Raw genomic sequence first — 24,814 nt, 5'->3', positions numbered from 1 at the left:
GCGCTGGCGGCCCTGGGGACGCAGCCCATCGGCTGCAGCTCTTGTGCGACTGGGCCCGTGTCAGGCGTTGCCGCCCCGAGACCTGGGGAGGGCCCAATGCTGACGGCAGAATTGCTGGAACAGAAGTTCGTCACCGAACGGGCGCTGGTTTCGCCCGAGGCCTGCCCGGCGCTGGTATTGAACGCCGATTACACCCCGCTGTCATACTATCCCCTGTCGCTTTGGCCGTGGCAGACGGCGATCAAGGCCGCCTTTCTGGAACGGGTGGACATCATCGCCGAGTATGACCGCGAGATTGCCTCGCCGTCCTGCCGGATGAAATTGCCGTCGGTGATCGCGCTCAGGCAATATGTGCGGCCAGCCAGCCACCCGGCCTTCACGCGTTTCAACCTGTTCCTGCGCGATCGCTTCACCTGCCAATATTGCAGCGTGCCCGGCGGCGAACTTACCTTCGATCATGTCATCCCGCGCGCCTATGGCGGCCGCACGACGTGGGAGAATGTCACCACGGCCTGCGCGCCGTGCAACCTGAAAAAGGGCGGCCGCACCCCGGCCGAAGCCCATATGCACCTGCTGTCACGTCCCACCCAGCCGACCACCCACGAACTCCAGGCCCACGGCCGCGCCTTCCCGCCGCATTACTGCCACGAAACCTGGCGCGATTATCTCTATTGGGATGTGGAACTGCTGGCTTGATTAGCCCGCCTTGGGTAGCAGCCCTCGGATGAGCGCCTGCGCGCGCGGATCGCCGATTGTTGACAGCGCGCCTTCCACGCCGCCCATTTCGGCCAGGCGGGCCGCCGTGGCCGCAGCGGCGGCGGCGTCGCCCGACAGCGCCTGCGCCAGGCACAATGCGCCCAGCGTGGGCGGATAAGTCGGGATATGCTGGGCCGCTTCGTCCAGCAGCGGCAGGGCTTCGGCGGCCCTGTCGAGGCCAAGCAGGCACAGCGCCATGCCGGTATAATTGTAAGGCCGCACCGCCGAGCGCGGATTGAGGCGCAGCGCCAGCTGGAAACGTTCCAGTCCGCGCGCCGCCTGGCCGTTGGCAATATCGACCCAGCCGCCCCAGAACAGCACCGAAGCCGCTGTCGGCTGCAGCTCCAGCGCCCGATTGATCATCCGGTCTGCCGCCGCCAGGTCGCCGCCCAGGCGCAGCTGCACGCCGGCGGCATAGCCCAGCACGAACGGATCATCGCCGCCATGGCGCAGTGCCACATCATAATAGCGTTGCGCTGCCGCCCGGTGCGACGCCGGATCGGCGGACCAGCCGGAACCGGCAATCATCGCGTGGCAGAAGGCCGCCAGCGCTGCGGCCCAGGCATTGGTCGGCTCCAGCGCCAGCAATTGCGCTGTCAGTTCGGCCGCTTCCAGCACGGGTTCGCGCTGCCACTGCCGGAACAGCGCGTTGGCCCGCCAGAACAGTTGATAGCGATCGTCGGGCACCAGCGGCGCGGCCAGCGCCCGCTGCCGTTCGTTGATCTCCACCCGTGAATCGATCAACGGCGCGATGGTGACGGCGATATGATCCTGCAGGCCGAACACATCGCTGATCGGCCCTTCAAAACTCTGCGTCAGCAATTGCCGATTGCCCGGCCCGTCGAGCAACCGCAGGCTCACCCGCAGCTTGTCGCCGTCAGCGCGCACACTGCCTTCCACCAGGTAGCGCACGCCCAGCTGGTGGCTCAGCGCCAGTCGGTTGCCGGCGAGCGGCGGACCCTCGCCGGAACCGGCCCCCACGACGGACAGGGTCGAACAGCGGGACAAGGCGCCCGACACTTCTTCGGCAACGCCATCAGCGACGGACCGCAGATCGCCCGACGGTGACAGATCGGCAATTGGCAGCACGGCGATCGACGGCTGCACCGGCTGCTGCGGCGAGGCGGCGCCAATCACCCGGGCCACGGCCGACGGCTGGCCCGGTGCCGGTGGCACTGGCCGGCCCGTCGGTTCCAGTGCCTGGCGCTGTTCGCGCAGCCAATCCTCGAACCCGTCTTCCCCGGACAGATCCATGCCCTCCAGAAACTCGCCGGGGCCACCGCCATGCCGCGCGTCCACATCCAGCCGGGCCAGATCGATCCACGCCCGCTGATAATCGGCCTGCAGCAGTGGCGCGGCGCTGCCGCCATTCACCGTCAGACGCAGATTGGCCAGTTCGCGGCGCAGACTGGCCTGGGCCTGCACGGCCGGCCGGCTGCCCCACAGCCGGTCCTGCAGCCAGCCACGGGTGCGCTCGCCATCCGGCGCCATCGCCAGCATGGCGATCAGCGCCCGGCCCTTGCGGCTGCTGACTTCGATGCGCGCGCCATCAGGCCCGCTCAGCCGAAACGGCCCGACCAATCGCAGACGATAGATATTCCCCCCGGATGACGGCATCCACAGCACCCCCGCCGCCCAGCTAAACCCTTGATGCCTCTTGGATCAAGCACGGATTTCTCGCTCCGCTCACGCCGGTTTCACCGGGTGGCAACGCTCATTCGGCCCGCACACAGGGGGTCGCATCAGGCATGATCAGCCCAGAGCACGGACGCAGGGCAACGCGGCCGGGTGCGGCGATTCAACCGCTCGTCACATCACCGCAGTCGAGAAAGTCGGCGCGCCTGCCACAGCGGCATCGGTCATGGGACGGCCGCCGAAGAGGAAGGGATAGTGATATTCTCGCACGGCACGGTGAAAGCCACGGGTGCGCGCCTTGAACCGCAGATCAGCCCCGACATCGCTGCCGGCAAGCGTCTGCATGGCCTGCGCCACCTTTACCGGCGGCAGCAACCAGCCGAGCCGCTGCGCCCAGGCCTCCCGGTAGGCAATGCCGGCATCGCGCGCAGCGCTGTCGGCGGCCACGGCGGCGTCTCCCAGTTGCTGGAAAGCGAAATACCATTTCCATTCAAAAGCGGTGCCAGTGGCAGCCTGGGCACGATAGGCCGGATAAAGCGCCACGAAGCGCGCCATGGTGTCGGCCTTGGGTCGGTCCCAGCCGGCGTGGACCTCCTCGCGGTTTTCGCGCGCGATGGCGGCGGCATTGGGCAGCGGCACGGCAGCATTGATGGCCAGATGGGCAGCGGCCGGCACCACCAGCGTGATGGCGAACCACAGCCCGGCCAGCACGGCGGCCTGGGTCGCCGACGCCGCCTGCACCCGTGCGACAACCAGCGTGACGATCATCCAGAAGCCCAGGCTGGCCAGCACCAGCGCCGCCGCCGCGCCCAGACGCAGCGGCGCCGTGCCCTCGACCAATCCACCCACGGCCAGCGGCACCAACAGCGCCAGCGCCACCCCACCGGCGCGCAGCACGGCCCGCGGGCTCCACAGCCGCTGCCGGGCGCGCGGCAGGCTGTCGAGCGCCGCCAGCCGACCCGCCTCGCGCTCGCCGGACCACAGGTCGTGCAGCAGCGCGATCAGCAGCAGCGGCGCCAGATAGAGGGTGACGAAGGCGAAATCGAAGCGGCCGGCCAGCAGCAGTTCGGGATTGGCGGCCTCGTTGTCATTGATCTGGCCTTCCAGCGCCAGAATACGAATGCGCATCACCGCCGGCACCGCATCGCCGCGCGTGGGCGCCAGAAACGCCAGATCGCCGGGGGCACGCCACACCGGATAATTGCGATAATAGCCGAACTCGCCGGCATCCCCCTTGGCAAAGGCGGCGATGCTTTGGGTTTCGCGGGCCTCCAGCGCCACCACCCGGGCAATATCGGCGCGGGTGGCCGCAACATCGGCAAGGCCGAGCGCGACAGCGACGCTGGCCAGCGCCGCCAGCACGATCAGCCCCAGCCGGGCCGGACCGGCCAGCAGCCGCCATTCGCGCAGCAGGCCTGCGATCATGGCTGTTCCTGCCGGCCAGTGCGGACCAGCTGCCACGACAGCAGCCCGGCCCACAGCAGCATGGCCGCCAGCCCCGGCAGCATCCCGGCCATCCGATCGGCCATCGTTGGCCCATCATGATGGAACGGCTTCTGATCCGCCCAGAAGCGCGCCGAAATACGGCTCTGACGCTCGGCAATCGGATCCTTGTTGCGGGCCGCATCGTCGGCGCCGCGCACCTGGTATGTGTGCAGGCCATTCAGCGACTGGATCAAGCGATAGCGATGCGCTTCGGCGGCATCGAGGAAAGCAAGATGGCTGGCCAGATCGGTGGCCGCGCCGGCCATGCTGGCCTGGGCAAAGCCGATCGCCGGGCTGATCACGCCCACCAGCGCCAGCAGGCGATGCTGCTGCATCTGCACGGCGGCCGTGTCGGCGGCGTGGCGGGCGAACAGCTGGCTGGTCAGCCGCTCGCCTTCGGCCGACAGGGCGCCGCGATAGTTGAACGGCAGATCCTCGACGCGGGAGACGCCATATTTTTTGAGCAGCCCGGCCTTGAAGGCGGCGAAATGCGGATCATTGGGGTTGTGGCTGTCGCCCAGCGCGCGCAGTTCCTGATGGATAATCAGGTCGGTCTCCGCCTTGGTGGGCAACGGATGCGCCAACGCCGCGACGCCGGCCGCCGCGCGCGGCACCAGCACCACCAGCACCGCCCAGGCCAGCACCAGCGCCATCAGCGCCGATTGCGCCGAACGGGCGCGGGCCGAAACCAGCGTGATGCCCAGCACCCACAGGCCCAGCCACAGCAGCGCCGCCACCGCCATCAGCGCCGCGATGCCGGCTTCGGCAGGCGATTGCGCTGCCGCCCAGGCCAGCGCCGCCAACGCCGGCAGCGCGGCCACGCCGGCGACCGCGGCCAGTGCCAGCGCCTTGCCGGCAATCAGTTCACCCGCGTTCGCGCCGTGGGTCAGCTGCAGCGTGAACAGCCCGGCCTGCCGTTCGGCAACGATCATGGCGAAGCCGACAAACACCAGCAACAGCGGCACCAGCACGCGAAGCACAAAGGCCGGGGTGAGCTGGCCAAAGCGGATAAGCCCTGAGGATTCGCGCGCCGCGCCCAGCGTGGTGGCATTCTGGCGATGGCCTTCCAGATAGATCAACGACCCGGCAAAGGCATCAACCCCGGGATCGAACGCCGCCAGCGCACCAAGCGGGCGCAGCGCATAGGTGCCATAATGCACCATGCGATGCGGGTGGCGATCGGGCTGATTGGCAAATTCGGTGTTGGCTGCCGTCTGCGCCGTTTCGCGATCCGCCGCCATGCGGCTGGCCTGCGTGGCACCCGTGATGGCAGCAATGCCCGACAGCATGGCCAGCAACACCAGCGCCACAACAGCAAGGCGCGAACGCAGCAACAGCCGCAGCTGTGCCGCCGATATGGCGCGCACCCGCCTCATGCCGCGACAAACCCATCGTGCAGCGCGTTGAGATCAAAGCGCGGTGCACTGTCTGCCGCCGTCCATTCCTGCGCCAGCCGTCCCCCGGCCAACAGGCCAATGCGCCCCGCCACGTCCGCAGCACCAAACAGATCATGCGTGACCATCAGCACCGCAACGCCCCGCGCCGCCACCGCGCCCACCAGCGCATGGAAATCGCGCGTGGCCGCCGGATCAAGGCCCGAGGTGGGTTCATCCAGCAACAGCAATGGCGTGCGCCGGAGCAGCGCTAGGGCAATGGCGGTTTTCTGGCGCATGCCCTTGGAAAAGCCGCTCACCGGCCGGTCCCACGCGCCGGCGTCGAGCTTCACTGCGGCAAAGGCCTGTTCGGTCTCGGCTCGGTCACGCGGGCTGCCGGCCAGCTCCAGGAAATAGCCGACATTCTCCCGCGCGGTGAACGCCGGGTAGAGCGCGACGTTTTCCGGCAGATAGGCGGTGGCAGCGCGCACGTCATCCGGTGCAACAGCAGGGTCCTGGCCAGCCACCTGGATGTTGCCACCACTGCGTGGCAGCAGGCCCAGGGTGGCAAACAATGTGGTGGACTTGCCGGCGCCATTGCCGCCGAGCAGCGCATAGACCTCCCCGGGCGCCAGCGTCAGCGTCAGGCCATCGACGATGCGGCGGCCGCCCCGCTCCACTACCAGGCCGTCGATGGCCAGCGTCGCGGTCATCAGAACTTGTACCGCACAGAGGCGGTCGCCGCGCGCGGCTGGCCGGGCTGCACCCACAGCTGGGCAAAGCTGTTGGTGTAATAGGTGGCGTTGAACAGATTGCTGACTTCAGCGAACAGCTCGATCCGCTCCGTGATGTCGGCGCGGACGAACAGTCGGGCCAGCGTGTAGGCCGGCAGGAAGAACATGGTCGCGGTCTCCCCCAGCCGCCCGCCGGTGTGCTGCACGCCGCCGCCCAGCGTCAGCTTCAGATCATCGGTCAGCTGGAAGCCCTTGGCCGCCTGCACGTTGAACTGGTGGCGGGGGATGTTGATCAGCCGATCGCCGACGCGGATGTTCAGGCTGAAATTGGGATCAAGCACGGCGGCGCGCGCGGTGGCGTCGACAAAGGCATAGCTGAGCAGCAGATCAATATCGCCGGGCAGCTTGCCGTTCAGATCCACCTCAAGCCCGCGGCTGCGCGCCCGGCCGATCGGCACCGAGAAACCGGGGTTGGCCGGATCGGCGGCCAGCACATTGTCCTTCGTCAGATTGAAAATCGCGACGGTGCCGGTCAGCTTGCCATCGAGCAGATTGAGCTTGGCGCCCACTTCGGCCGAACGGCTGGTTTCCGGATCGAAGATGCGGCCCGCCACATCGGCACCGATATTGGCGCGGAAACCTTCGCCATAAGCGGCATAGAGCGACAGCAACTTGCTGGCCTCGTAAACAATGCCGGCCTGCGGTGAGAAGCGGCTGAAATCGCGGGCGCTGGCCACACCGTTGGCGCGGTTGAGCGTGGTCAGGCGAATGTCATCATAACGCCCACCCAGCCGCACCTGCACGCCGCCGCCCAGATCGATCTGATCCTGCACATACAGGCCGAACGCTTCCTGGGTGTCGAGACGGTTGGTCTGCGGGCCGGGCGTGGGCAGCGGGAAACGGCCATAGACCGGATTGAAAATGTCGATGTCGTTCGATTGCTGCGCCGTGGTTGTCGCCCCGATCACGGCCGGGCGGGCACGCAGGAACAACTGGCTGTTCTCGAAATTGTCGTAATCGGCGCCGAACAGGATGCGGTGCTTCAGGCCGCCGGTTTCAAAACGGCCCTGCACTTCGCCGCGCAGCACCTGATGTTCGGCATCATAATCGCGGAACCGGCGCTGGCGCGACAGCGAACGGCCATCGCGGCCCAACCGCTGCCGGCTGCCGGCCAGTTCGGCCTCGGTGGAAAAGCCGGTGAGGCGGGTATCGCGGTGCTGGCCGCCGATCAGGATCGACCAGTTGCTGTTGAATTCGTGGCTCAACTGCAGCTGGTGGCCGGTCACGTCGGCATCCAGCGGGCCATCGCCGGGTTCACCCAGGAACGTGCGGCGGTCCATCGCGCCCAGTTGGCCATTGATGGCGACCACCCCGCGATCAAACTGCGCTTCGGCGCGCGTCAACTCCAGCTCATAGGTCAGCGCTGTCTTCTCACCCAGCTTGACCAGCACCGATGGCGTGAAGCCCCAACGCTCGGAACGCGTGCCGCGGAAGCTGCCGGCATCCTCGTAAAAGCCGATCAGGCGCACCGCCGCCACGTCGCCCAGCGCCAGATTGAAGTCTCCATCCAGCCGCTGCCGATCCCAGCTGCCGGCCTGAACCCCGATCGTGCCCCGCGTATCGAAATCGGCCTTCTTGGTGACGATGTTGATCACCCCGCCCGGCTCGCCGCGGCCATAGAGCGCCGCCTGCGGGCCTTTCAGCACCTCGATCTTCTCGATGCCCGAAACATCGCGCACGCCGCCAAAGCCGCGCCCGTTGTTGTAACCGTTGACGAGATAGCCAGACGGCAGATTTTCATCCCCGGCAAAACCGCGCACGGCAAAGGCATCCCACAGCCCGCCAAAATTATTCTGCCGCGCGATCGAGGCATTGAGATCAAGCGCATCGGTGAGGCGCAGGATATTGTTGTTGTTCAGCCAGGTCTGGTCGATCGTCGTGATCGCCGCCGGGGTTTCCTGCACCGTAAAGTCCCCGCGATAGGGCTGACGAGCCGCCGTGACGGTGATTTCGGTATCAGCTTCGGCGGCCATCACAGGCATGGCGGCGGACGTCAGCAGAACAAGCAGCAGGCTTCGCATCGTTTTGAATCCCCTTGCACCGCGCCCGGCGGCACGCTGAATTGCGCCGTGTCTGATACAGAATATCATGACGAGTGCAAGCGGGAGTTTGTGCGCTTTCGGCGGGGGTATCCGGCGGAAAGTGGCGGAGAGGGTGGGATTCGAACCCACGGTACCCGTAAAGGCACAACGGTTTTCGAGACCGTCCCGATCGACCACTCCGGCACCTCTCCGCGAAGTGCGCCGGACACGGGACAAGCCGGTATCCGGGTCGAGGGGCGGCCTATAGCGGAGGGGGCGTGGCCTGCCAAGCCCGGCTTTGCGGCAATTTGCACGGGGCGGCGCGACATCGCCCCCTTCACGCCGGCGCGCGAACACCTATATTGCAAAAGAATGACGCCAAGCCGTCATCATGACTGCAAGGAAAAGCCGATCACAGCCATGCCGCCCGAGTGGAAACCGATGATTGCCCGCCCCGCTCCCGATGCCCAGGGTGAAGCGCCGACCCCGGCAACCTTCACCATAGGCGACGTCGTGCGGCACCGGGTGTTCCCGTTTCGCGGCGTGATCTTCGATGTCGATCCGGTGTTCAACAATACCGAGGAATGGTGGCTGTCCATCCCGGAATCGATCCGGCCGCACAAGAACCAGCCCTTTTATCATCTGTTCGCCGAGAATGAGGAATCGGCGTACGTCGCCTATGTCAGCCAGCAGAATCTGCTGCCTGATGGCGATGGCGACGGGATTGGCCATCCGGGCGTGACGCAGATGTTTTCCGGCCGGGTTGGTGGCCGCTATCAGTTGCGCAACCAGATCCGGAACTAGACTCGATTCTATCAGAATGGCGCCGCTCATGCCGAGCTTGTCGAGGCACCGACCGAGCGTGGTGCGTGCCTCGACAAGCTCGGCATGAGCGGATCAGTCCTGTGGGAGTGGAGACTAGATTCGCTTGGCGACGGCGATCGCGGTGCGGCAGCCGGCGCGGATGATGGCCTCCATCACCGGAAAGGCGCTGCCGCCAGTGTGGACAGCCGCGGCCTCGCGGTGCTCCACCTCGTCGGCGCGATAATCATCGATCATCGCTTTCAGTTCCGGATCGCTGCCATCGCTCAGCGCTTCCGTCTGCTCGCCATAATGTTCGTCGATCACGGTTTCGACCGCTTCGGTGCAGGCCATCGCCGCCTTGGGGCCGAGCAGCGCAGTGCCCGCCCCCAGCGCAAAGCCCGCAACGTGCCAGAACGGGCCGAACAGCGTGGGCCGCACATCGCGACGGGCCAGAATCGCGTTCATGCCATCAAGATGCCGCTGCTCCTGCGCTGCCATGTGGCGGATTTCGCCGGCCATCTTGTGGCGGCCACCCATCACCGCCAGTTGCCCGGCATAGATGCGCGCTGCGCCGGTTTCGCCAGCCTGATCAACGCGGATCATGGCGCGCGTGTCGTGGTGGCGATCGCCAGGCAGGCGACGACGGGACATCAGCGGAAGGTCTTGGGGGGTTTCAGCATCAGCCATGTGGCAGCTCCAACCAACAGGAACGAGATGACGAAATTCCATCCTGCCATGGAAATTCCGAACATCTGCCATGGTATGGCGTCGCACCGCACCAGCGGCTGCGCCAGTATGTCGGCCATCATCGCACGGGCATCACCGGCCACCGGTGGCGCCGTACAGCGGGTGAGGCCCTGCCACCATTTCTGTTCCACCCCGGCGTGATACAAGGCGATGCCGGCGTTGCTGGCGAGGCCGAGGATGGCCACCCAGGCCGTGGCTGCCACGGCCGCGCCCATCGCAGGCTGGCGGCGCGCCACCATGCCCAGCGCCAGCGCGTCGGCGGCAAAGAAGGCTGTCGCCATCAGCGCCCAGCGCTGCCACCAGCACATTTCACACGGGACCAGCCCGCCAACATGTTCAAAGCCGAAGGCGCCGGCCAGCAGCGCCAGGCTGCCCGCCAGCACCAGCACCGGCGCCTTAGAAGGCATATTTCACCACCACGAAACCGCCGACAAACAGGGCCGTAGCCGTCACCGCCAGCGCGTTGAAATAGCGATCAATGAGCTCCTGCGCCTGCGCGCCGAAGCGCCGCAGTACCAAAGCCACCAGGAAAAAGCGCCCGCCGCGCCCCAGGATGGAGGCCGCGATCAGCACCGGGATCGACAGCGACACCGAACCCGCCGCGATGGTCGCCACCTTGTAGGGGATGGGCAGGAAAGCAAAGGCCAGCATCCACAGGAAGCCATTGGCCTTGATGTCGGCGGCAAAGGCCACGAACTTGTCTTCATAGCCATAAAGACTGAGCAGCGGCACGCCGATCGTCTGATAGAGCACGGCGCCGATCAGATAGCCGAGCAGAGCGCCGGCCACCGAAGCCACCGTGGAAACCGCGGCATAGCGCAGCGAGCGTTCCGGCCGCGCGATCGACATCGGGATCTGCATGACATCGGGCGGCACCGGGAAGAAGCTGCTGTCCGCAAAGCTGATGCCCATCAGCCAGCGTTCCGCACCGGGGCCAGCGGCCTTGGCGAGAGTCCAGTCATACAGGCGGCGCAGCACGGGCGGCGAAATCCTTCGCGGATGAACGATGCTTCAGGGCTTAGCCGGCGTGTGTGACAGGTGCAATCACCGCGAGGCGGTGCGCGCAGCAGCAGCCCCGGCCGCCACCTGAACCGCCGGCGGCGCGGGCGGCGCCAGGCGATTCAAGAGCCGGATGGCATAATCCTGCTGATAATCCAGCACGCCCTTGGCTTTCAGATCCTCGGCCTTGGCGAGGAAACGCGGATCGGCCACGCTGTCCTGCTCGACCAGCTTGGCGGTGGAATCCTTGATCTCGTTGATCAGATGCTTCTTCAGATCGGCCTCGCGCAGCGGCTTGCGATCCGCCACGCGCGGATCGGAAAGCTGCGGCACCTGGATATCGGGTTCGATGCCGTTTTCCTGCACGCTGCGGCCCGACGGGGTGAAATATCGCGCCGTTGTCAGCCGCAGGGCGGTTTCGGCCGAGAGCGGATAGACGGTCTGCACGCTGCCCTTGCCGAAGCTGCGCTGACCCAGCACGATGGCGCGGCGATGATCCTGCAACGCACCGGCTACGATTTCGGCGGCCGAGGCCGTTCCTTCATCAACCAGCACCACCACCGGCTTGCCGTCGGTCACGTCGCCGGCCTTGGCGAAATAGCGATCAACATCATTCTTGGCGCGGCGGCGTTCGGACACGACTTCGCCGGCATCGAGGAACACGTCCGACACCTTGATGGCTTCATCGAGCAGGCCACCCGGATTGGAACGCAGATCGATGACATAGCCGACCACCCCGGCGCCGAGCTTGGCCTTGACGCCTTCCACCGCTTCACGCGTGGCTTCGCCGGTCTTGCTGTTGAAGGTGGAAATGCGGATCAGGCCGATATTGCCACGGGTCTCCCAGCGCACCGGCTTGATCACCACCACTTCGCGGGTAAGCTTGAATTCCAGCGGCTTGGGTTCACCCTGGCGCACGACGGTGAGCTTGATCGTGGTGCCGGCGGGGCCGCGCATCTTGTCGACCGCTTCGTTGAGCGTGCCGCCATAGATCAGCTCGTCATCCAGGTGGGTGACATAATCGCCGGCCTTGATGCCGGCCTTGGCAGCGGGCGTGCCATCGGTGGGGGTGACCACCTTCACCGCGCCATCTTCCGATGTGACCGTGAGGCCGAGGCCGCTATATTCGCCGTCGGTCGTCTGTTTCAGATTGGCATAGTCGCGGCCATCCAGATAGCCGGAGTGCGGATCGAGGCTGGCCAGCATGCCATTGATGGCGCCGCGGATCAGCGTCTTGTCGTCAACCTTGTCCACATATGTCACGCGCACCCGCTCGAACACGTCCATCAGCGCGTCGAGTTCCTTGTAGGTATCGGTTTCGGCAGCGGCCTGCACGGCGGCATAGCCCGGCACCAGCACCAGGGCGGCCAGCGGCAGGGCGATCTTCCAGCTCTGTTTCAGGCTCATCGGGCAGCAGACTCACGGCAAATAAGGGCAGAGGATAGCAGATGTGGGAAAGCTTGCTACTCCCTGCGGCCTTTCAAACCAGTGAACGGCCTTTCACTCCCGATGATAGGGGTGGCCATCCAGGATGGAATTGGCGCGATACAGCTGTTCGGCCAGCATGGCGCGCACCAGCATGTGCGGCCAGGTGGCATGGCCAAAGCCCAGCAGCAGATCAGCCTTGTCGCGGGTGGCGGCATCATGGCCGTCGGCGGCGCCGATCAGGAAACGCACTTCCCGCACGCCATCATCGCGCCAGCGGGCAAGCTGTGCTGCCAGATCGGTGGACGGCAGATCGCGGCCACGTTCGTCCAGCGCGACGGTGCGGCCAGGGCCGAGATGAATGCCGAACAGCGGCCACGGCGACGTGTCGCCAATCTCGGTCACCACCAGCCGGCCGCGCAGGCGGGTGGCATAACGTTCCACCAGCTCGGCTTCCGGTGATTGGCCAATGCGGCCGCGCGCGATGATGTGCAGCTTCACCGCTCAGCGCGGAGTCGCAACCGCGGGACCGGTGACGGGGGCAAAGGCCGGCGACGGGTTCGGCGCGTCATCCAACCCCCACATCTTCTCCAGATTGTAGAAGGCGCGCACATCGGGCCGGAACAGATGGACAATGATATCACCGCAATCGATCAGCACCCAATCGGCGGCCGGCAGGCCCTGCACGCGGGCGCTGCGGCGGAAATCGCTCTTCATCTTGTCGGCGATCTTCATCGCCATCGATGCAACCTGGCGGCCGCTGCGGCCGCTGGCGATCACCATGAAATCGGCGATGCTGGTCTTGCCGGCGAGCGGGATGGAAACGGGATCCACGGCCTGATCATCATCCAGGCTCTTCATGATCATGGCGTGGAGTTCGTCCACGCGGTCAGTCTTGGTCAAACGAACGTGCCTTTTCATCAAATCGGGCATCTGTGGCCCAGCCGGGATCGGCGCTGCGGATCTCTGTAGCCGATTCCGGCCGCAAACGGGAGTGCAAGCTGATTATCGCCGGCAGCACGGCCTGCGTCCAGCGTGAAGGCGCTGCGGGCGACCAGCCGGACCAGCTGAGCGCCGGGGCGCCAAGCAGCGAAACGCCGGGGCGCGGCACGACGGCGAGCGGTACGGCACGCAGGAAATGCCGCCAGCGCCGCCAGCGGTGCAGTTCGGCCACGATGTCACTGCCGGCCAGCCAGACGAACTGGTGCTGTGGAAACCGACGCTGCAAGGCCGCCACCGTGTCGACGGCAAAGCGCGTGCCAAGCTGTTCTTCCAGCGCGGTGACCTTGATGCGCGGGTGGCGGGCGACCGCCTTCGCGCGTGCCACCCGCATGGCCAGCGGCGCCATTCCATCCTGCGATTTCAACGGGTTGAGCGGCGAAACCAGCCACCAGACGGCGTCGAGCTGCAATTGCTGCAACGCCACCAGGCTGATATGCCGATGCGCACCGTGCGCCGGATTGAAGCTGCCGCCCAGCAGGCCGATACGGGCCATCAGGGCCGAACCTGGCCCGACCCACGCACGATGGTCTTGAAGATGGTCAAGCCCTCCAGCGCTACCGGGCCGCGCGCGTGCAGGCGGCCCGTGGCGATGCCGATTTCGGCGCCGAAGCCGAATTCGCCGCCATCGGCATATTGGGTGGAAGCATTGTGCAGCACGATCGCCGAATCGACCCGGGCCAGGAAGCGCTCGGCCACGGCCTGATCTTCGGTCACGATCGAATCGGTGTGCTGGCTGCCATGGGCGGCGATATGGGCGATGGCGCCATCGACGCCGGCCACCTCGGCAACGCTGGCGATGGCGTCGAGATATTCGGTGTCCCAGTCCTCGGCCGCAGCCGGCTTCACGCGGGCATCGAGCGTCTGCACCGCTGCATCGCCGCGCACTTCGCAGGGCCCCTCCAGCAGGGCGGTGACCAGCAGATGCTTCAGGCTTTCTGGCGCTGCCGCATCGATCAGCAGCGTCTCCATCGATCCGCACACCGCCGTGCGCCGCAACTTCGAATTGATCACGATGGCCACCGCCTTGTCGGCATCGGCGCTGGCATCGACATAGACATGATTGATGCCATCAAGGTGCGCCAGCACCGGCACGCGCGCCTCCTGCTGAACCCGCGCCACCAGCCCCTTGCCGCCGCGCGGGATTATCACATCGATCAGGCCATGCGCGCCGAGCATTTCGCCCACCAGCGCCCGGTCCCCAGCCGGCACCATCTGCACCGCCGCTGCCGGCAGGCCCGCCTCGCGCAACCCGTGCGCCATGCAATCGAGCAGTAAGGCGTTGGACCGCGCCGCCTCCGAACCACCGCGCAGCAGGCAGGCGTTGCCCGCCATCAGGCACAGGGCCGCCGCATCCGCGGTGACGCCCGGCCGGCTTTCATAGATGATGCCGATCACGCCCAGCGGCACGCGGACGCGCTCGAACTGCAGGCCATTGGGCTGCGACCAGCGCGCAATCACCTGGCCCACCGGATCGGCCAGCCCGGCGACGGTGTCGAGCCCGGCGGCGATGCCCTCGATACGGCCGGGATCCAGTGCCAACCGGTCCACCAGCGCGGCCGACAGGCCGGCGGCGGCGAGCACATCGGCCGCATTGGCCGCCAGCAGCTCATCGCGGCGGGCGCGGATGGCCGCAGCTGCGGCACGAACCGCCTGCGCCTTCTGCGCGGTGGGGGCAGCGGCCAGCGCCGGCAGGGCAGCCCGGGCAGAACGGGCCATATCGTTGATCATAGCATCACCAGATGATCGGCGTGGACGAGAGCAGCGCGCGGTGCATAGCCCAGGATGGCGCCTTGGGCTTCGTTGCGCAGGCCAAGGATGGCGCGGGCATCATCGGCGTCATAGCCGGCCAGGCCGCGACCAAGCAGTTCGCCGGCCGGGCCCATGATGGCCACCACGTCACCGCGCCGGAACTTGCCGTCAACCCGTCGCACGCCCGCCGCCAGCAACGAGGCACCGCGCTTCAGGGCTGCTGCTGCGCCGGCATCCACCACCAGCGTGCCGGCCACGGTGATGCGCCCAGCCAGCCAGGCCTTGCGGCCCTTGGCGGCACGCGGCGGCAGGAACAATGTGCCTCCGCCGGCCGCTGCAAAATGGGTGAGCGGGCGATCGACGCGGCCATCGCAAATGGCGAGCGAGATGCCCGCTGCGCCTGCCATGCGCGCCGCCAGCAGCTTTGCCGCCATGCCGCCCGAGCCCATGCCCGATCGCGTTTCGCCGGTGGCCATCGCCATGATGTCGGGGGTGAGCGCCTTGACGACTGACAGGCGTTGCGCAGTGGGATCGGTGGCCGGATTGGCAGTGTAGAGGCCATCGACGTCGGACAGCAGGATCACCCCGCTGGCGCCCGCCGCCTGCGCCGCGCGCGCCGCCAGCCGGTCATTGTCGCCAAAGCGGATCTCGGTGGTGGCCACCGTGTCATTCTCGTTCAGCACCGGCACCGCGCCCAGATCAGCCAGGCGGGCGATGGTCGCCGCCACGTTCAGATAGCGGCGCCGGTCTTCCAGGTCGCCCAGCGTCAGCAGCACCTGCGCCGCCGTCAGGCCCCGGGCGGCCAACAGTCTCTCCCACACCCCGGCCAGTGCCACCTGGCCCACGGCGGCGGCGGCCTGCGCGTCTTCCAGGCTGGCGCGGCCGCCCTTTTCGAGGCCCAGCCGGCGCGCGCCAAGCGCAATGGCGCCAGACGAGACGATGACCACCTGCTGGCCCTGTTGGCGGCGCTCGGCGATGTCGGCGACCACGCCAGCCAGCCAGTCGGTCCGCACGCTGCCCGCGCCGTCCACCAGCAGCGACGATCCGATCTTCACCACCAGCCGCGGGCAGGTGGCGGGATCGAAGACAGCGGCGGGGAAGGAAACCGCAGTCATCATGCCAACCAGATCATGCTGGCGAAGGCCGGCATCCATCGCGGCGCCAGCTGCGACAGCGGGCGCCCACGGAACAGCCGTGGATGCCGGCCTTCGCCAGCATGACAGATGATGGCTGCGAGGCTTAAAGCGGTGACCACGTCTTTTCCTGCGCCAGCTTCATCGCCTGCGCGCGGCCGGCCATTTCCATCAACTTGTCGAGCACCGGTTCGACGCCTTGCCTGGTGGCGGCGCTGATCGTGTAGACATGGGCACCGCTCGCCTGTTCCAGCGCGCGCTTCTTGGCGGCCAGCGCCTGCGGCGTGACCAGATCGACCTTGGACAGGGCGAGGATTTCCGGCTTGGCGTCGAGCCCGCCGCCATAGGCCGCCAGCTCCTCGCGCACCACGCGCCATTGATCCACCGGGCCGGGCTGGCTGGCATCGACCAGATGCAGCAACACCCGGCAACGCTCGATATGGCCAAGGAAGCGATCGCCGATGCCCACGCCGTCGGCGGCGCCGGCGATCAGGCCGGGAATATCGGCCATCACCAGTTCCTGGCCCTTGTGGGCGACAACGCCCAGCTGCGGCTTCAGCGTCGTGAAGGCATAATTGCCGACCTTGGCCTTGGTGTTGGAAATGGCGTTGATCAGACTGGACTTGCCGGCATTGGGCTGCCCGACCAGGCCGACATCGGCCAGCAGCTTCAGCCGCAGCCAGATCCACATCTCCCTGCCAGGAAAGCCGGCCTGGAACTGGCGCGGGGCGCGGTTGGTGCTGGTCTTGTAATGATCATTGCCCTTGCCGCCGTCGCCGCCCTTCAACAGGATGGCGCGCTGGCCGACGCGGGTCATGTCGACGATCAGCGTGCGTTCGTCATCATCGGCCAGGATCTGCGTGCCCACCGGCACCTTGATCAGCAGGTCATCACCACCCGGGCCGGTGCGATTGCGGCCCATGCCATGGGCACCGCGCCTGGCCTTGAAATGCTGGGTGTAGCGAAAATCGATCAGCGTGTTGAGGCCGTCGACACATTCGAAGATGATGTCCCCGCCCTTGCCGCCGTCGCCGCCATCGGGGCCGCCATATTCCACGAACTTCTCGCGCCGGAACGACACGGCCCCATCACCCCCGGCACCGGAGGCAACGAAAATCTTGGCCTGGTCGAGAAAATGCATGGGGGGCCTTCAAAAGCAAAAGGGGAGCCGGTTGCCCAGCTCCCCTTTTTTCAAATCAAGCGGAAAGAGCCGGGCTTATTCAGCCGCGAGCGGTTCCGCCACCGGGTTGACCGACACATATTTGCGGCCGAGCTTGCCGGTGTGGAATTCCACGGTGCCGGTGGCCAGCGCATAGAGCGTGTGATCCTTGCCAACACCGACGTTGCGGCCGGCATGCGTGGGGGTGCCACGCTGGCGGATGATGATGGTGCCGGCATTGACGGCCTGGCCGCCAAAACGCTTCACGCCAAGGCGCTTGCTTTCCGAATCACGGCCGTTCCGGGACGAGCCGCCTGCTTTCTTGTGAGCCATGGTGGGGCGCTCCTCTTACGCGACTGCGGTGATCTTGAGCACCGTCAGCTGCTGACGGTGGCCATTGCGGCGGCGATAATTGTGGCGACGCTTCTTCTTGAAGATGATCACCTTGTCACCCTTGGTCTGGGCGACGATTTCGGCCTGCACGGTGCCACCCATGGTGAGCGCGGCGCCTTCGCCGGTCATCAGGGTTTCCAGGGTCACGGCAGTGCCGGCTTCCCCTTCGATCTTTTCGACGATGATCTTGTCACCGTCTGCGACCCGGTATTGCTTGCCGCCGGTGCGCACCACTGCGAACATGGTTGGAGCCTTGAAATAAGAGTTTCAAATATGCCGCGGCGCCAGAATCAGGTGATCCCGGCCCCGAACGAAGGCGCGGCACTAGAGGATGGCCCAAATCTTGTCAACGCTGCTGATGCAGTTGGGGATACTGGGCCGGCACCCCTTTTGTCGTGACCCATGTTCGTGCACAAGAGCAGGCAGTGACGCGCCGCCGCCTCCTGCTCATCTTAGCTGCCTTCGTGGCGGGCGGAGGCGCCATGCTCAGCCTCTATGATCCGGCCATCGATGCGCAGACGGCGGCCGCGCTCGCCGATCGGCTGGCGCTGCAGTATCATCGCCAGTCGGGCAATCCGCGCGCAGCCTTTGCCGCCCGGGAAGGCCGGCAATGGGCCGATGGCTGGGAATTCCGCTGGCGCTATCGCCCCTGCCCGGATTTCGCCTCGCTGCGGGTGTGGATCAGCCGCAATGGCCGCCGGGCCAGCTATGCCGAATTTCCCGATTGCGCACCGGTGACCGGCCTGCAGGCCGAACCGCGCAAGGCCTGACCCTTCGCCAACACAAAAAGGGCCGGCCCGCGATGGCGGACCGGCCCCTCTTGCTGGAGTGCCGCCGGATTACAGCGTCAGGCCGTTGCCCTGGGTGATCATGCAATAGAGCATCGGGAACGACAGGATGAAGTTGGTGCGGCTGAACATCATCGCCGTCTTGGCCGCAGCGGCCTTCTGTTCGGCAGTGCCGTCCACCAGGCCCAGCGCCACCTTCTGGTTCGGCCAGATCACGAACCACACGAACGCCGCCATGATCAGGCCCAGCCACATGCCGGTGCCGATGACGATGTAGGGCGACTGGAAAGTGAGCGCTTCAACGAGGTAACGATTGTGGGCCGCAATCGCCAGGCCGACGATCACCGTCAGCAGGGCGGCGTGGCGGAAGAACAGCAGCGCCTTGGGGGCGATATATTTGCTCACGCCCGGCTTCAGTTCGGCCGGCACGCTCGGCATGGTCGGGATCTGCACGAAGTTGAAATAATAGAGCAGGCCGATCCACAAAATGCCGGCCCAGGTGTGCAGGAAGCGCAGGAAGCCGTTGCCGAAGGCATAGAGATCACCGCCGACATAGGACATGTGATAGCCGCCGATCACGGCGAGCAGCGCGACGACGCCGATGATCAGCGCCTGCGTGAGATTGCCAAGGATATTTGCCATGGTGTTCAGCCCCGAAAATGAATGACGCACTGCCTATAGGCGAGTGAACCGGTCTTGTTAAGGGCCGACGGCTGGTCGACGCGCAGCCTCTATTTCTCCTTGCTGCAAGGCCGCCATCGGCGTATAGCGCCACCCATACCTGCATGGTTGATCGATTGCAGGCTGCGCGGCTCCGCTGCGCAGCGCTCGAACCGCTTGGCCATGTCGGAACCGTCCTTTTCCTGCCGGAGTTGCCGCGTCTTGGCCCAGACTGATCTCGATGCCCGCCTGACGGCCATCATTGCGCCCGTGGTGGCCGCGATGGGGCTGGATCTGGTGCGCGTCATGCTGTCTGGCCAGCCCGGCAGCCTCACCCTGCAGGTGATGGCCGAAGATCCGGCCACCGGCCAGCTCACCATCGATCAGTGCGCCCGGCTGTCGCGCGCGCTCGATCAGCCGCTGGATGAAGCCGATCCGATCAGCAGCGAATATCATCTGGAAGTCTCCTCCCCCGGCATCGACCGGCCACTGACCCGCCCCGGCGACTGGGTGCGCTGGGTGGGCCATGAAGCCAAGATGGCGCTGGAGCCCAAGGTGGATGATCGCGCCCGCGCCACCGGCACCATTGCCGGGCTGGATGGCGATGTCGTGCTGCTCACCACCAAGGTTGGCGCCGAATTGCGGCTGCCGCTGGCCAATATCAAACAGGCCAAGCTGGTGCTGACCGACCGGCTGATCGCCGAATCGAAACCGCTGGATCCCACCGGCGCCGACGAGATCATCGAAAGCAGCGCTGCTGCCGACAATGACAATGACACCCCCGACACCGAATTTTCGGAGGATTGAGATGGCCACTGCGACTGCCCTCACTGCCAACCGCGCCGAACTGCTGGCCATTGCCGATGCCGTTGCCCGCGAGAAATCGATCGATCGCGGCATCGTGATCGAGGCGATGGAAGACGCCATCCAGCGCGCCGCCCGTGCCCGCTATGGCGCCGAGAATGACATTCGCGCCAAGATCGATCCCAAGTCCGGTGAAACCCGCCTGTGGCGCGTGCTCGAAGTGGTCGAGGAACCGGAAGATTTCTTCAAGCAGATCAGCCTGAAGGATGCGCTGAAGAAGGACAAGGCTGCCGAACTGGGCAGCTATGTCGTCGATCCGTTGCCGCCGGTGGAATTCGGCCGCATCGCGGCGCAAGGCGCCAAGCAGGTGATCGTGCAGAAGGTGCGCGATGCCGAGCGTGAGCGCCAGTATGAGGAATTCAAGGACCGCCAGGGCGAGATCATCACCGGCGTCGTCAAGCGCGCCGAGTTCGGCCATGTGGTCGTCGATCTGGGCAAGGCCGAAGGCGTCATCCGCCGCGACCAGCAGATCCCGCGCGAAGTGCTGAAGCCGGGCGATCGCGTGCGCAGCCTGATCCTTTCGGTCCGCCGTGAACCGCGCGGGCCCCAGATTTTCCTGTCCCGCGCCCACGGCGATTACATGAAGAAGCTGTTTGCCCAGGAAGTGCCGGAAATCTATGACGGCATCATCGAGATCATGGCCGTGGCCCGCGATCCGGGCAGCCGCGCCAAGATCGGCGTGATCAGCCGCGACGGCTCGATCGATCCGGTCGGCGCCTGCGTCGGCATGAAGGGCAGCCGCGTGCAGGCCGTCGTGCAGGAACTGCAGGGCGAAAAGATCGACATCATCCCCTGGTCGCCTGACACTGCCACCTTCGTCGTCAACGCGCTGCAGCCGGCGGAAGTGTCCAAGGTCGTGCTCGATGAAGAAGAAGGCCGCATCGACGTGGTGGTGCCCGACGATCAGCTTTCCCTCGCCATCGGCCGCCGCGGCCAGAACGTCCGCCTGGCCAGTGCGCTGACCGGCAAGCAGATCGACATCATGACCGAAGCCGACGAAAGCGAGCGCCGGCAGAAGGAATTCGTCGAGAAGTCCGAAATGTTCCAGAACGAGCTGGACGTTGATGAGACGCTGGCCCAGTTGCTGGTCGCCGAAGGCTTCTCCGAGCTGGAAGAAGTGGCCTATGTCGATCTGGCCGAAGTCGCCAGCATCGAAGGCTTTGACGATGATCTGGCCACCGAACTGCAGAGCCGCGCCGTCGAAGCGCTGGAACGCCGCGAAGCCACCGCCCGCGAAGAGCGCCGCGGCCTGGGTGTCAGCGACGATCTGGCGGCCATCGACGGACTGACCGAGGCCATGCTGGTCGTGCTGGGCAAGAAGGGCATCAAGACCCTCGACGATCTGGGTGATCTGGCTACCGATGAATTGGTTGGCCGCAGCGGGATCCTGAAGGATTCGGGACTTTCGGAAGATGATGGCAACCGCATCATCATGGCCGCCCGCGCGCACTGGTTCGCTGATGAGGAGGACGCATCAGCGGATGGAAACCAATGATCGCCTGACTCCGGCATCTCCGGACAACCGCCAGGGCAGCGCGGAGGGTGAAACCGAGCGGCGCTGCATCCTGTCGGGCGAGTCTGCTCCGCGCACTGGCCTGATCCGGCTGGCGCTGGGGCCGGACGGCCAGGTTGCGGCCGACTGGTCGGAACGGCTGCCCGGCAGAGGCGCGTGGATCACGGCAGATCGCGCCCTGTTTGATTCGGTGGCGGCGAAAGGCCGCTTGCGCGGCGCGCTGGCACGGGCGTTCAAGGCCAACAATTTCACCCTGCCCGATGATCTGGCCGATCGTATCGCGACCAGCCTGGCCCAGCGCCTGCTGAACCGGCTCGGCCTTGAAAAACGCTCGGGCACGCTGCTGCTCGGCGGTGACCGGGTGCGCGAGGCGCTGGCCAAGGGCAAGGTTTTTGCCGTGCTGCACGCCGCCGATGCCAGGCCCGACGGCAGCGACCGCATAGACGGCATGGCCCGTGCCGTGGGGACAAGCCTGGGCGAGGATATTCCGCACCGCCGGGTGCCAATGGCGCGCGATGCGCTGTCGGCGGCGCTGGGGCGGGAGAATGTGGTGCATATGGCGCTGGTGGATGAAGGCGCTGCCACCCGCGTGCTGGCCGATCTTGATCGGCTGGCGGGATTTCATGGCGACAAATCGGTAGAGGAAGCGGCGGTAGGTGCAACAGAGGTTGCCCTCGACGCCCGCGAAAGGCATTAGGCGGCGGATTATGAGTGACGACAACAAACCCAAGCTTGGCACCCGTGCCCCCCTCGGCCTGAACAAGTCCGTCCCGGTGGGCCAGGTAAAGCAGCAATTCAGCCACGGCCGTTCAAAGCAGGTCGTGGTGGAGGTGAAGCGCGCCCGCGTGCTGCACCGTCCCGGCGATCCCGCCCCAGCGCCTGAGCCGGCCCCGGCACCCGTTCCCGCTGCTGCAGCCCCTGCGCCGGCCCCGGCACCGCGCCCGGCGCCGCCGGCACCAACACCGGCTGCGCCCGTCGCCGCCGCACCCGCCGTACCGGTGGAACCGCCGGCACCGCGTCCGCAAATGCCGCCGCCGGTGATGTTCCGCCCGGTCGAACGCGCGCCGGCACCGCCAAAACCGGAAGCCAAGGCGGCGGAACCGGCTGCGCCCGCACCCGAAACCAAGGTCGAACCGACCCCGGCCCCGGAAGCCAAGTCTGCCCCGCGTGCCCCGACGCCTGCGGCGGCCCGTCCGGCCGCGCCGCGTGCCGCAGCACCGCAGCCGCCGCGCGGCCGCATGACCCCTTCCGAACTGGCCGCCATGTACCAGCGCCAGGCCGAGGAAGAACGTCTGCGCCTGCTGGAAGAAGTCCGCATCCGCGAGGATCAGGAACGCGCCGCCCGCGAAGAGGAAGAGCGTCGTCGCATCGAGGAGAAAAGGCTGCGCGAGGAAGAACTCGCCACCCGTCCCGATCCGGTGCCGGAAGCCGGCCCCGGTGGCGGTCTGGTGCTGCCCACCGACGTGGTGGACGATGATGACGACAGCATGCGCGTGCGCATCATTCCGGGCCGCAAGCCGGAAGCGCCGAAGTCGCCGCGCCTCAAGGTCGCTGATGATCGCCGCAAGTCGGGCAAGCTCACCGTCACCCGCGCGCTGGATGATGAAGGCAACACCCGCGTGCGCAGTCTCGCCGCGCTGCGCCGGGCCCGCGAAAAGGAACGCGGCCGCCTGGGCAGTCAGGCCAAGCAGGTCCGCGATGTGACCGTGCCCGACATGATCACCGTGCAGGAACTGGCCAACCGCATGGCCGAACGCACCAGCAATGTCGTGCGCCTGCTCGCCCGCCTCGGCGTGCCGTCGGCCGCAGTGGATGAGATCGATCAGGACACCGCCGAACTGGTGCTGACCGAATTCGGCCACAACATCATCCGCGTGTCGGAAAGCGATGTTGAAAAGGGCATGGTCGGGGAAGTCGACATTGACGAGGATCTCAGCCCACGTCCGCCGGTCGTCACCATCATGGGCCATGTCGATCACGGCAAGACCAGCCTGCTCGATTCCCTGCGCGGCACCAACGTCGTGAAGGGTGAAGCCGGCGGCATCACCCAGCATATCGGCGCCTATCAGGTGACGACGAAGGACAAGCAGAAGATCACCTTCCTCGACACGCCGGGCCACGAGGCCTTCACCTCGATGCGCGCGCGCGGTGCCAGCATCACCGATATCGTGGTGCTGGTGGTGGCGTGGGACGATGGCATCATGCCACAGACCATCGAAGCCATTCAGCACACCAAGGCGGCCGGCGTGCCGATGATCGTCGCCATCAACAAGATGGACAAGCCCGGCGCCGACGCGCAGCGCATCCGCACCGCCCTCCTGCAGCAGGATGTGCAGGTCGAGGAAATGGGCGGCGACGTGATGGACGTGGAAATCTCCGCCATCAAGAAGACCGGCCTCGATGAGCTGCTCGAGAAGATCCTGCTGCTCGCCGAAGTTTCCGAACTGAAGGCCAACCCGGATCGCCCGGCCGAAGGCACGGTTATCGAGGCCAAGCTCGACAAGGGCAAGGGTCCGCTTGCCACCGTGCTGGTGCGGCGCGGCACCCTCAAGCGCGGCGACATCTTTGTCATGGGCCAGGAATGGGGCCGCGTGCGCGCCATGGTCGACGACAAGGGCGAAACCGTGAAGGAAGCCGGTCCGTCGACCGCGGTCGAAGTGCTGGGCCTGGGCGGCGTGCCGCAGGCCGGCGATGTCGTGACCGTGGTGGAAAACGAAGCCCGCGCCCGCGAAGTCGCCGATTATCGTGCCGGCCTTGCCACCGCCAAGCGCACCGCCGGCAACGGCCCGGCCAATCTGGAAGACATGTTCTCGGTGCTGCGCGCCAAGAAGGTCCAGGAATTCCCGCTGGTCATCAAGGCCGATACGCAAGGTTCGGCCGAAGCCATCGCCGGTGCGGTGTCGAAGGTTGGCAACGATCTGATCCGTGCCAAGGTGCTGCTGGCCAGCACTGGCGGCATCACCGAAAGTGATGTCACCCTGGCCAAGGCTTCGGGCGCGCCGGTGATCGGCTTCAATGTGCGTGCCAATGCCAAGGCCCGCGAAATCGCCCAGCGCGATGGCGTGGCGCTGAAATATTATGACGTGATCTATGATCTGATCGACGACGTGAAGGCCGGCATGGCGGGCCAGCTCGGCCCCGAAGCGTTCGAAACGGTCGTGGGCCGCGCCCAGGTGCTGGAAGTCTTCCAGGCCGGCAAGGTCGGCAAGGCGGCGGGTCTGCGCGTCACCGAAGGCTATATCAAGAAGGCGCTGCGTGCCCGCGTCATGCGCGACGATGTCATCATCTACACCGGCTCCATCGCCTCGCTGCGTCGCTTCAAGGACGATGTGGCCGAAGTGAAGGCCGGCCTGGAATGCGGCATCACGCTGGCGGATTCGTCGGACGTGAAGGCCGGGGACATCATCGAAACCTACGAAGTGGAAATGAAGGAACGTAATCTTTAACGATTGCGCCCTGGGGGGCAGGCCTGCCTGCCCCCGCCACACCCGCCCTTGATGGGGGAGGAGAATCG

At 66.3% G+C, this 24,814-nt stretch carries 25 protein-coding genes and 1 tRNA gene; 7 read left to right on the top strand and 19 right to left on the bottom strand.

From position 1 onward, the window contains the following. The first annotated feature begins 96 nt into the window (after nt 1–96). A complete protein-coding gene (locus D619_RS0102150) occupies nt 97–696 on the top strand; it encodes an HNH endonuclease (RefSeq protein ID WP_017666913.1) in 600 nt (199 codons plus the stop codon). Here D619_RS0102150 and D619_RS17050 read toward each other — a convergent pair whose 3' ends face one another. The 6 genes from D619_RS17050 to D619_RS0102120 all read right to left on the bottom strand — a co-directional run bounded on the left by D619_RS17050 (nt 697) and on the right by D619_RS0102120 (nt 8,276). After that, nucleotides 697–2,337: a hypothetical protein gene (locus D619_RS17050; RefSeq protein ID WP_017666912.1), complete on the bottom strand. Its 1,641-nt coding sequence runs from the start codon at nt 2,335–2,337 to the stop codon at nt 697–699. It abuts the gene before it with no gap. A gap of 228 nt (nt 2,338–2,565) precedes the next feature. Next, nucleotides 2,566–3,816: a DUF3526 domain-containing protein gene (locus tag D619_RS0102140; RefSeq protein ID WP_017666911.1), complete on the bottom strand. Its 1,251-nt coding sequence runs from the start codon at nt 3,814–3,816 to the stop codon at nt 2,566–2,568. Continuing rightward, a complete protein-coding gene (locus D619_RS0102135; protein WP_017666910.1) occupies nt 3,813–5,252 on the bottom strand; it encodes a DUF3526 domain-containing protein in 1,440 nt (479 codons plus the stop codon). Before D619_RS0102135 ends, D619_RS0102140 begins: the two co-directional genes overlap by 4 nt. Then, a complete protein-coding gene (locus D619_RS0102130; RefSeq protein WP_017666909.1) occupies nt 5,249–5,962 on the bottom strand; it encodes an ABC transporter ATP-binding protein in 714 nt (237 codons plus the stop codon). Before D619_RS0102130 ends, D619_RS0102135 begins: the two co-directional genes overlap by 4 nt. After that, nucleotides 5,962–8,016 carry a TonB-dependent siderophore receptor gene (locus D619_RS0102125; RefSeq protein WP_152417238.1) on the bottom strand — a complete coding sequence of 685 codons (2,055 nt, stop codon included), beginning with the start codon at nt 8,014–8,016 and terminating at the stop codon, nt 5,962–5,964. The genes D619_RS0102130 and D619_RS0102125 overlap by 1 nt, the downstream gene beginning before the upstream one ends. 170 nt (nt 8,017–8,186) lie before the next feature. Continuing rightward, a tRNA-Ser gene (locus tag D619_RS0102120) sits at nt 8,187–8,276 on the bottom strand. A gap of 229 nt (nt 8,277–8,505) precedes the next feature. Here D619_RS0102120 and hspQ point away from each other — a divergent pair. Continuing rightward, the gene (gene hspQ / locus D619_RS0102115; RefSeq protein WP_152417273.1) at nt 8,506–8,868 is read left to right on the top strand and encodes a heat shock protein HspQ; all 363 of its coding nucleotides are present in this window, start codon (nt 8,506–8,508) and stop codon (nt 8,866–8,868) included. A 114-nt stretch (nt 8,869–8,982) separates the two neighbouring features. Here the strand turns inward: hspQ and D619_RS0102110 are convergent, their stop codons facing one another. From D619_RS0102110 to rplU, 12 genes are all read right to left on the bottom strand, one after another. Next, nucleotides 8,983–9,519 (bottom strand): demethoxyubiquinone hydroxylase family protein, encoded by a 537-nt coding sequence (locus D619_RS0102110; protein WP_017666906.1) that lies wholly within the window; start codon nt 9,517–9,519, stop codon nt 8,983–8,985. Further along, nucleotides 9,519–10,022: a disulfide bond formation protein B gene (locus D619_RS0102105; protein ID WP_026090611.1), complete on the bottom strand. Its 504-nt coding sequence runs from the start codon at nt 10,020–10,022 to the stop codon at nt 9,519–9,521. Before D619_RS0102105 ends, D619_RS0102110 begins: the two co-directional genes overlap by 1 nt. After that, complete coding sequence (locus tag D619_RS0102100; RefSeq protein ID WP_017666904.1) at nt 10,012–10,593, bottom strand: YqaA family protein; 582 nt, start codon at nt 10,591–10,593, stop codon at nt 10,012–10,014. Before D619_RS0102100 ends, D619_RS0102105 begins: the two co-directional genes overlap by 11 nt. A gap of 66 nt (nt 10,594–10,659) precedes the next feature. After that, on the bottom strand, nt 10,660–12,015 hold the full coding sequence (locus D619_RS0102095; RefSeq protein ID WP_026090610.1) for a S41 family peptidase: 1,356 nt from the start codon (nt 12,013–12,015) through the stop codon (nt 10,660–10,662). A gap of 99 nt (nt 12,016–12,114) precedes the next feature. After that, the gene (locus D619_RS0102090; protein WP_017666902.1) at nt 12,115–12,540 is read right to left on the bottom strand and encodes a 23S rRNA (pseudouridine(1915)-N(3))-methyltransferase RlmH; all 426 of its coding nucleotides are present in this window, start codon (nt 12,538–12,540) and stop codon (nt 12,115–12,117) included. 3 nt (nt 12,541–12,543) lie between these two features. After that, nucleotides 12,544–12,960: a ribosome silencing factor gene (rsfS, locus tag D619_RS0102085; RefSeq protein ID WP_033372692.1), complete on the bottom strand. Its 417-nt coding sequence runs from the start codon at nt 12,958–12,960 to the stop codon at nt 12,544–12,546. Continuing rightward, nucleotides 12,929–13,534: a nicotinate-nucleotide adenylyltransferase gene (locus D619_RS15290; RefSeq protein ID WP_017666900.1), complete on the bottom strand. Its 606-nt coding sequence runs from the start codon at nt 13,532–13,534 to the stop codon at nt 12,929–12,931. Before D619_RS15290 ends, rsfS begins: the two co-directional genes overlap by 32 nt. Further along, complete coding sequence (locus D619_RS0102075; protein ID WP_017666899.1) at nt 13,534–14,769, bottom strand: glutamate-5-semialdehyde dehydrogenase; 1,236 nt, start codon at nt 14,767–14,769, stop codon at nt 13,534–13,536. Before D619_RS0102075 ends, D619_RS15290 begins: the two co-directional genes overlap by 1 nt. Further along, nucleotides 14,766–15,908, bottom strand: a complete 1,143-nt coding sequence (proB, locus tag D619_RS0102070; RefSeq protein ID WP_243442591.1) for a glutamate 5-kinase — start codon at nt 15,906–15,908, stop codon at nt 14,766–14,768. Before proB ends, D619_RS0102075 begins: the two co-directional genes overlap by 4 nt. 121 nt (nt 15,909–16,029) lie before the next feature. Beyond that, nucleotides 16,030–17,064 carry a GTPase ObgE gene (gene obgE, locus D619_RS0102065; protein WP_017666897.1) on the bottom strand — a complete coding sequence of 345 codons (1,035 nt, stop codon included), beginning with the start codon at nt 17,062–17,064 and terminating at the stop codon, nt 16,030–16,032. A 75-nt stretch (nt 17,065–17,139) separates the two neighbouring features. Next, nucleotides 17,140–17,415, bottom strand: a complete 276-nt coding sequence (rpmA, locus tag D619_RS0102060; RefSeq protein ID WP_017666896.1) for a 50S ribosomal protein L27 — start codon at nt 17,413–17,415, stop codon at nt 17,140–17,142. Nucleotides 17,416–17,430: 15 nt separating this feature from the next. Continuing rightward, on the bottom strand, nt 17,431–17,718 hold the full coding sequence (gene rplU, locus D619_RS0102055) for a 50S ribosomal protein L21 (RefSeq protein ID WP_017666895.1): 288 nt from the start codon (nt 17,716–17,718) through the stop codon (nt 17,431–17,433). Between the two features lie 239 nt (nt 17,719–17,957). Between rplU and D619_RS0102050 the strand changes: the two genes are divergently transcribed. Then, nucleotides 17,958–18,245, top strand: coding sequence for a hypothetical protein (locus D619_RS0102050; protein WP_152417237.1), 288 nt, complete (start codon nt 17,958–17,960; stop codon nt 18,243–18,245). A gap of 69 nt (nt 18,246–18,314) precedes the next feature. Here D619_RS0102050 and D619_RS0102045 read toward each other — a convergent pair whose 3' ends face one another. After that, nucleotides 18,315–18,905: a urate hydroxylase PuuD gene (locus D619_RS0102045; protein ID WP_017666893.1), complete on the bottom strand. Its 591-nt coding sequence runs from the start codon at nt 18,903–18,905 to the stop codon at nt 18,315–18,317. Nucleotides 18,906–19,145: 240 nt separating this feature from the next. On the opposite strand from D619_RS0102045, the gene D619_RS0102040 reads away from it, so the two are divergent. The 4 genes from D619_RS0102040 to infB are packed head-to-tail and all read left to right on the top strand — an operon-like array spanning nt 19,146 to nt 24,746. Next, nucleotides 19,146–19,730: a ribosome maturation factor gene (locus D619_RS0102040; RefSeq protein ID WP_017666892.1), complete on the top strand. Its 585-nt coding sequence runs from the start codon at nt 19,146–19,148 to the stop codon at nt 19,728–19,730. A 1-nt stretch (nt 19,731) separates the two neighbouring features. Next, nucleotides 19,732–21,282 (top strand): transcription termination factor NusA, encoded by a 1,551-nt coding sequence (gene nusA, locus D619_RS0102035; RefSeq protein WP_017666891.1) that lies wholly within the window; start codon nt 19,732–19,734, stop codon nt 21,280–21,282. Further along, complete coding sequence (locus tag D619_RS15285) at nt 21,269–21,997, top strand: DUF448 domain-containing protein (protein ID WP_017666890.1); 729 nt, start codon at nt 21,269–21,271, stop codon at nt 21,995–21,997. The genes nusA and D619_RS15285 overlap by 14 nt, the downstream gene beginning before the upstream one ends. Nucleotides 21,998–22,007: 10 nt before the next feature. After that, complete coding sequence (gene infB, locus D619_RS0102025; RefSeq protein ID WP_017666889.1) at nt 22,008–24,746, top strand: translation initiation factor IF-2; 2,739 nt, start codon at nt 22,008–22,010, stop codon at nt 24,744–24,746. Nucleotides 24,747–24,814 lie beyond the last annotated feature (68 nt).

This window comes from Sandarakinorhabdus sp. AAP62 (assembly GCF_000331225.1).
In the GTDB taxonomy this organism is placed as follows: domain Bacteria; phylum Pseudomonadota; class Alphaproteobacteria; order Sphingomonadales; family Sphingomonadaceae; genus Sandarakinorhabdus.
This window is presented reverse-complemented; position numbering and strand designations above follow the sequence as displayed.

Excerpts from the sequence above, each read along its gene's own strand:
- D619_RS0102150 (WP_017666913.1), top strand. The coding sequence starts at position 97 with ATGCTGACGGCAGAATTGCTGGAACAGAAGTTCGTCACCGAACGGGCG.
- D619_RS0102140 (WP_017666911.1), bottom strand. The coding sequence starts at position 3,816 with ATGATCGCAGGCCTGCTGCGCGAATGGCGGCTGCTGGCCGGTCCGGCC.
- D619_RS0102135 (WP_017666910.1), bottom strand. The coding sequence starts at position 5,252 with ATGAGGCGGGTGCGCGCCATATCGGCGGCACAGCTGCGGCTGTTGCTG.
- D619_RS0102130 (WP_017666909.1), bottom strand. The coding sequence starts at position 5,962 with ATGACCGCGACGCTGGCCATCGACGGCCTGGTAGTGGAGCGGGGCGGC.
- D619_RS0102125 (WP_152417238.1), bottom strand. The coding sequence starts at position 8,016 with ATGGCCGCCGAAGCTGATACCGAAATCACCGTCACGGCGGCTCGTCAG.
- hspQ (WP_152417273.1), top strand. The coding sequence starts at position 8,506 with ATGATTGCCCGCCCCGCTCCCGATGCCCAGGGTGAAGCGCCGACCCCG.
- D619_RS0102110 (WP_017666906.1), bottom strand. The coding sequence starts at position 9,519 with ATGTCCCGTCGTCGCCTGCCTGGCGATCGCCACCACGACACGCGCGCC.
- D619_RS0102105 (WP_026090611.1), bottom strand. The coding sequence starts at position 10,022 with ATGCCTTCTAAGGCGCCGGTGCTGGTGCTGGCGGGCAGCCTGGCGCTG.
- rsfS (WP_033372692.1), bottom strand. The coding sequence starts at position 12,960 with ATGAAAAGGCACGTTCGTTTGACCAAGACTGACCGCGTGGACGAACTC.
- D619_RS15290 (WP_017666900.1), bottom strand. The coding sequence starts at position 13,534 with ATGGCCCGTATCGGCCTGCTGGGCGGCAGCTTCAATCCGGCGCACGGT.
- D619_RS0102075 (WP_017666899.1), bottom strand. The coding sequence starts at position 14,769 with ATGATCAACGATATGGCCCGTTCTGCCCGGGCTGCCCTGCCGGCGCTG.
- proB (WP_243442591.1), bottom strand. The coding sequence starts at position 15,908 with ATGATGACTGCGGTTTCCTTCCCCGCCGCTGTCTTCGATCCCGCCACC.
- obgE (WP_017666897.1), bottom strand. The coding sequence starts at position 17,064 with ATGCATTTTCTCGACCAGGCCAAGATTTTCGTTGCCTCCGGTGCCGGG.
- rpmA (WP_017666896.1), bottom strand. The coding sequence starts at position 17,415 with ATGGCTCACAAGAAAGCAGGCGGCTCGTCCCGGAACGGCCGTGATTCG.
- rplU (WP_017666895.1), bottom strand. The coding sequence starts at position 17,718 with ATGTTCGCAGTGGTGCGCACCGGCGGCAAGCAATACCGGGTCGCAGAC.
- D619_RS0102050 (WP_152417237.1), top strand. The coding sequence starts at position 17,958 with ATGCTCAGCCTCTATGATCCGGCCATCGATGCGCAGACGGCGGCCGCG.
- D619_RS0102045 (WP_017666893.1), bottom strand. The coding sequence starts at position 18,905 with ATGGCAAATATCCTTGGCAATCTCACGCAGGCGCTGATCATCGGCGTC.
- nusA (WP_017666891.1), top strand. The coding sequence starts at position 19,732 with ATGGCCACTGCGACTGCCCTCACTGCCAACCGCGCCGAACTGCTGGCC.
- D619_RS15285 (WP_017666890.1), top strand. The coding sequence starts at position 21,269 with ATGGAAACCAATGATCGCCTGACTCCGGCATCTCCGGACAACCGCCAG.
- infB (WP_017666889.1), top strand. The coding sequence starts at position 22,008 with ATGAGTGACGACAACAAACCCAAGCTTGGCACCCGTGCCCCCCTCGGC.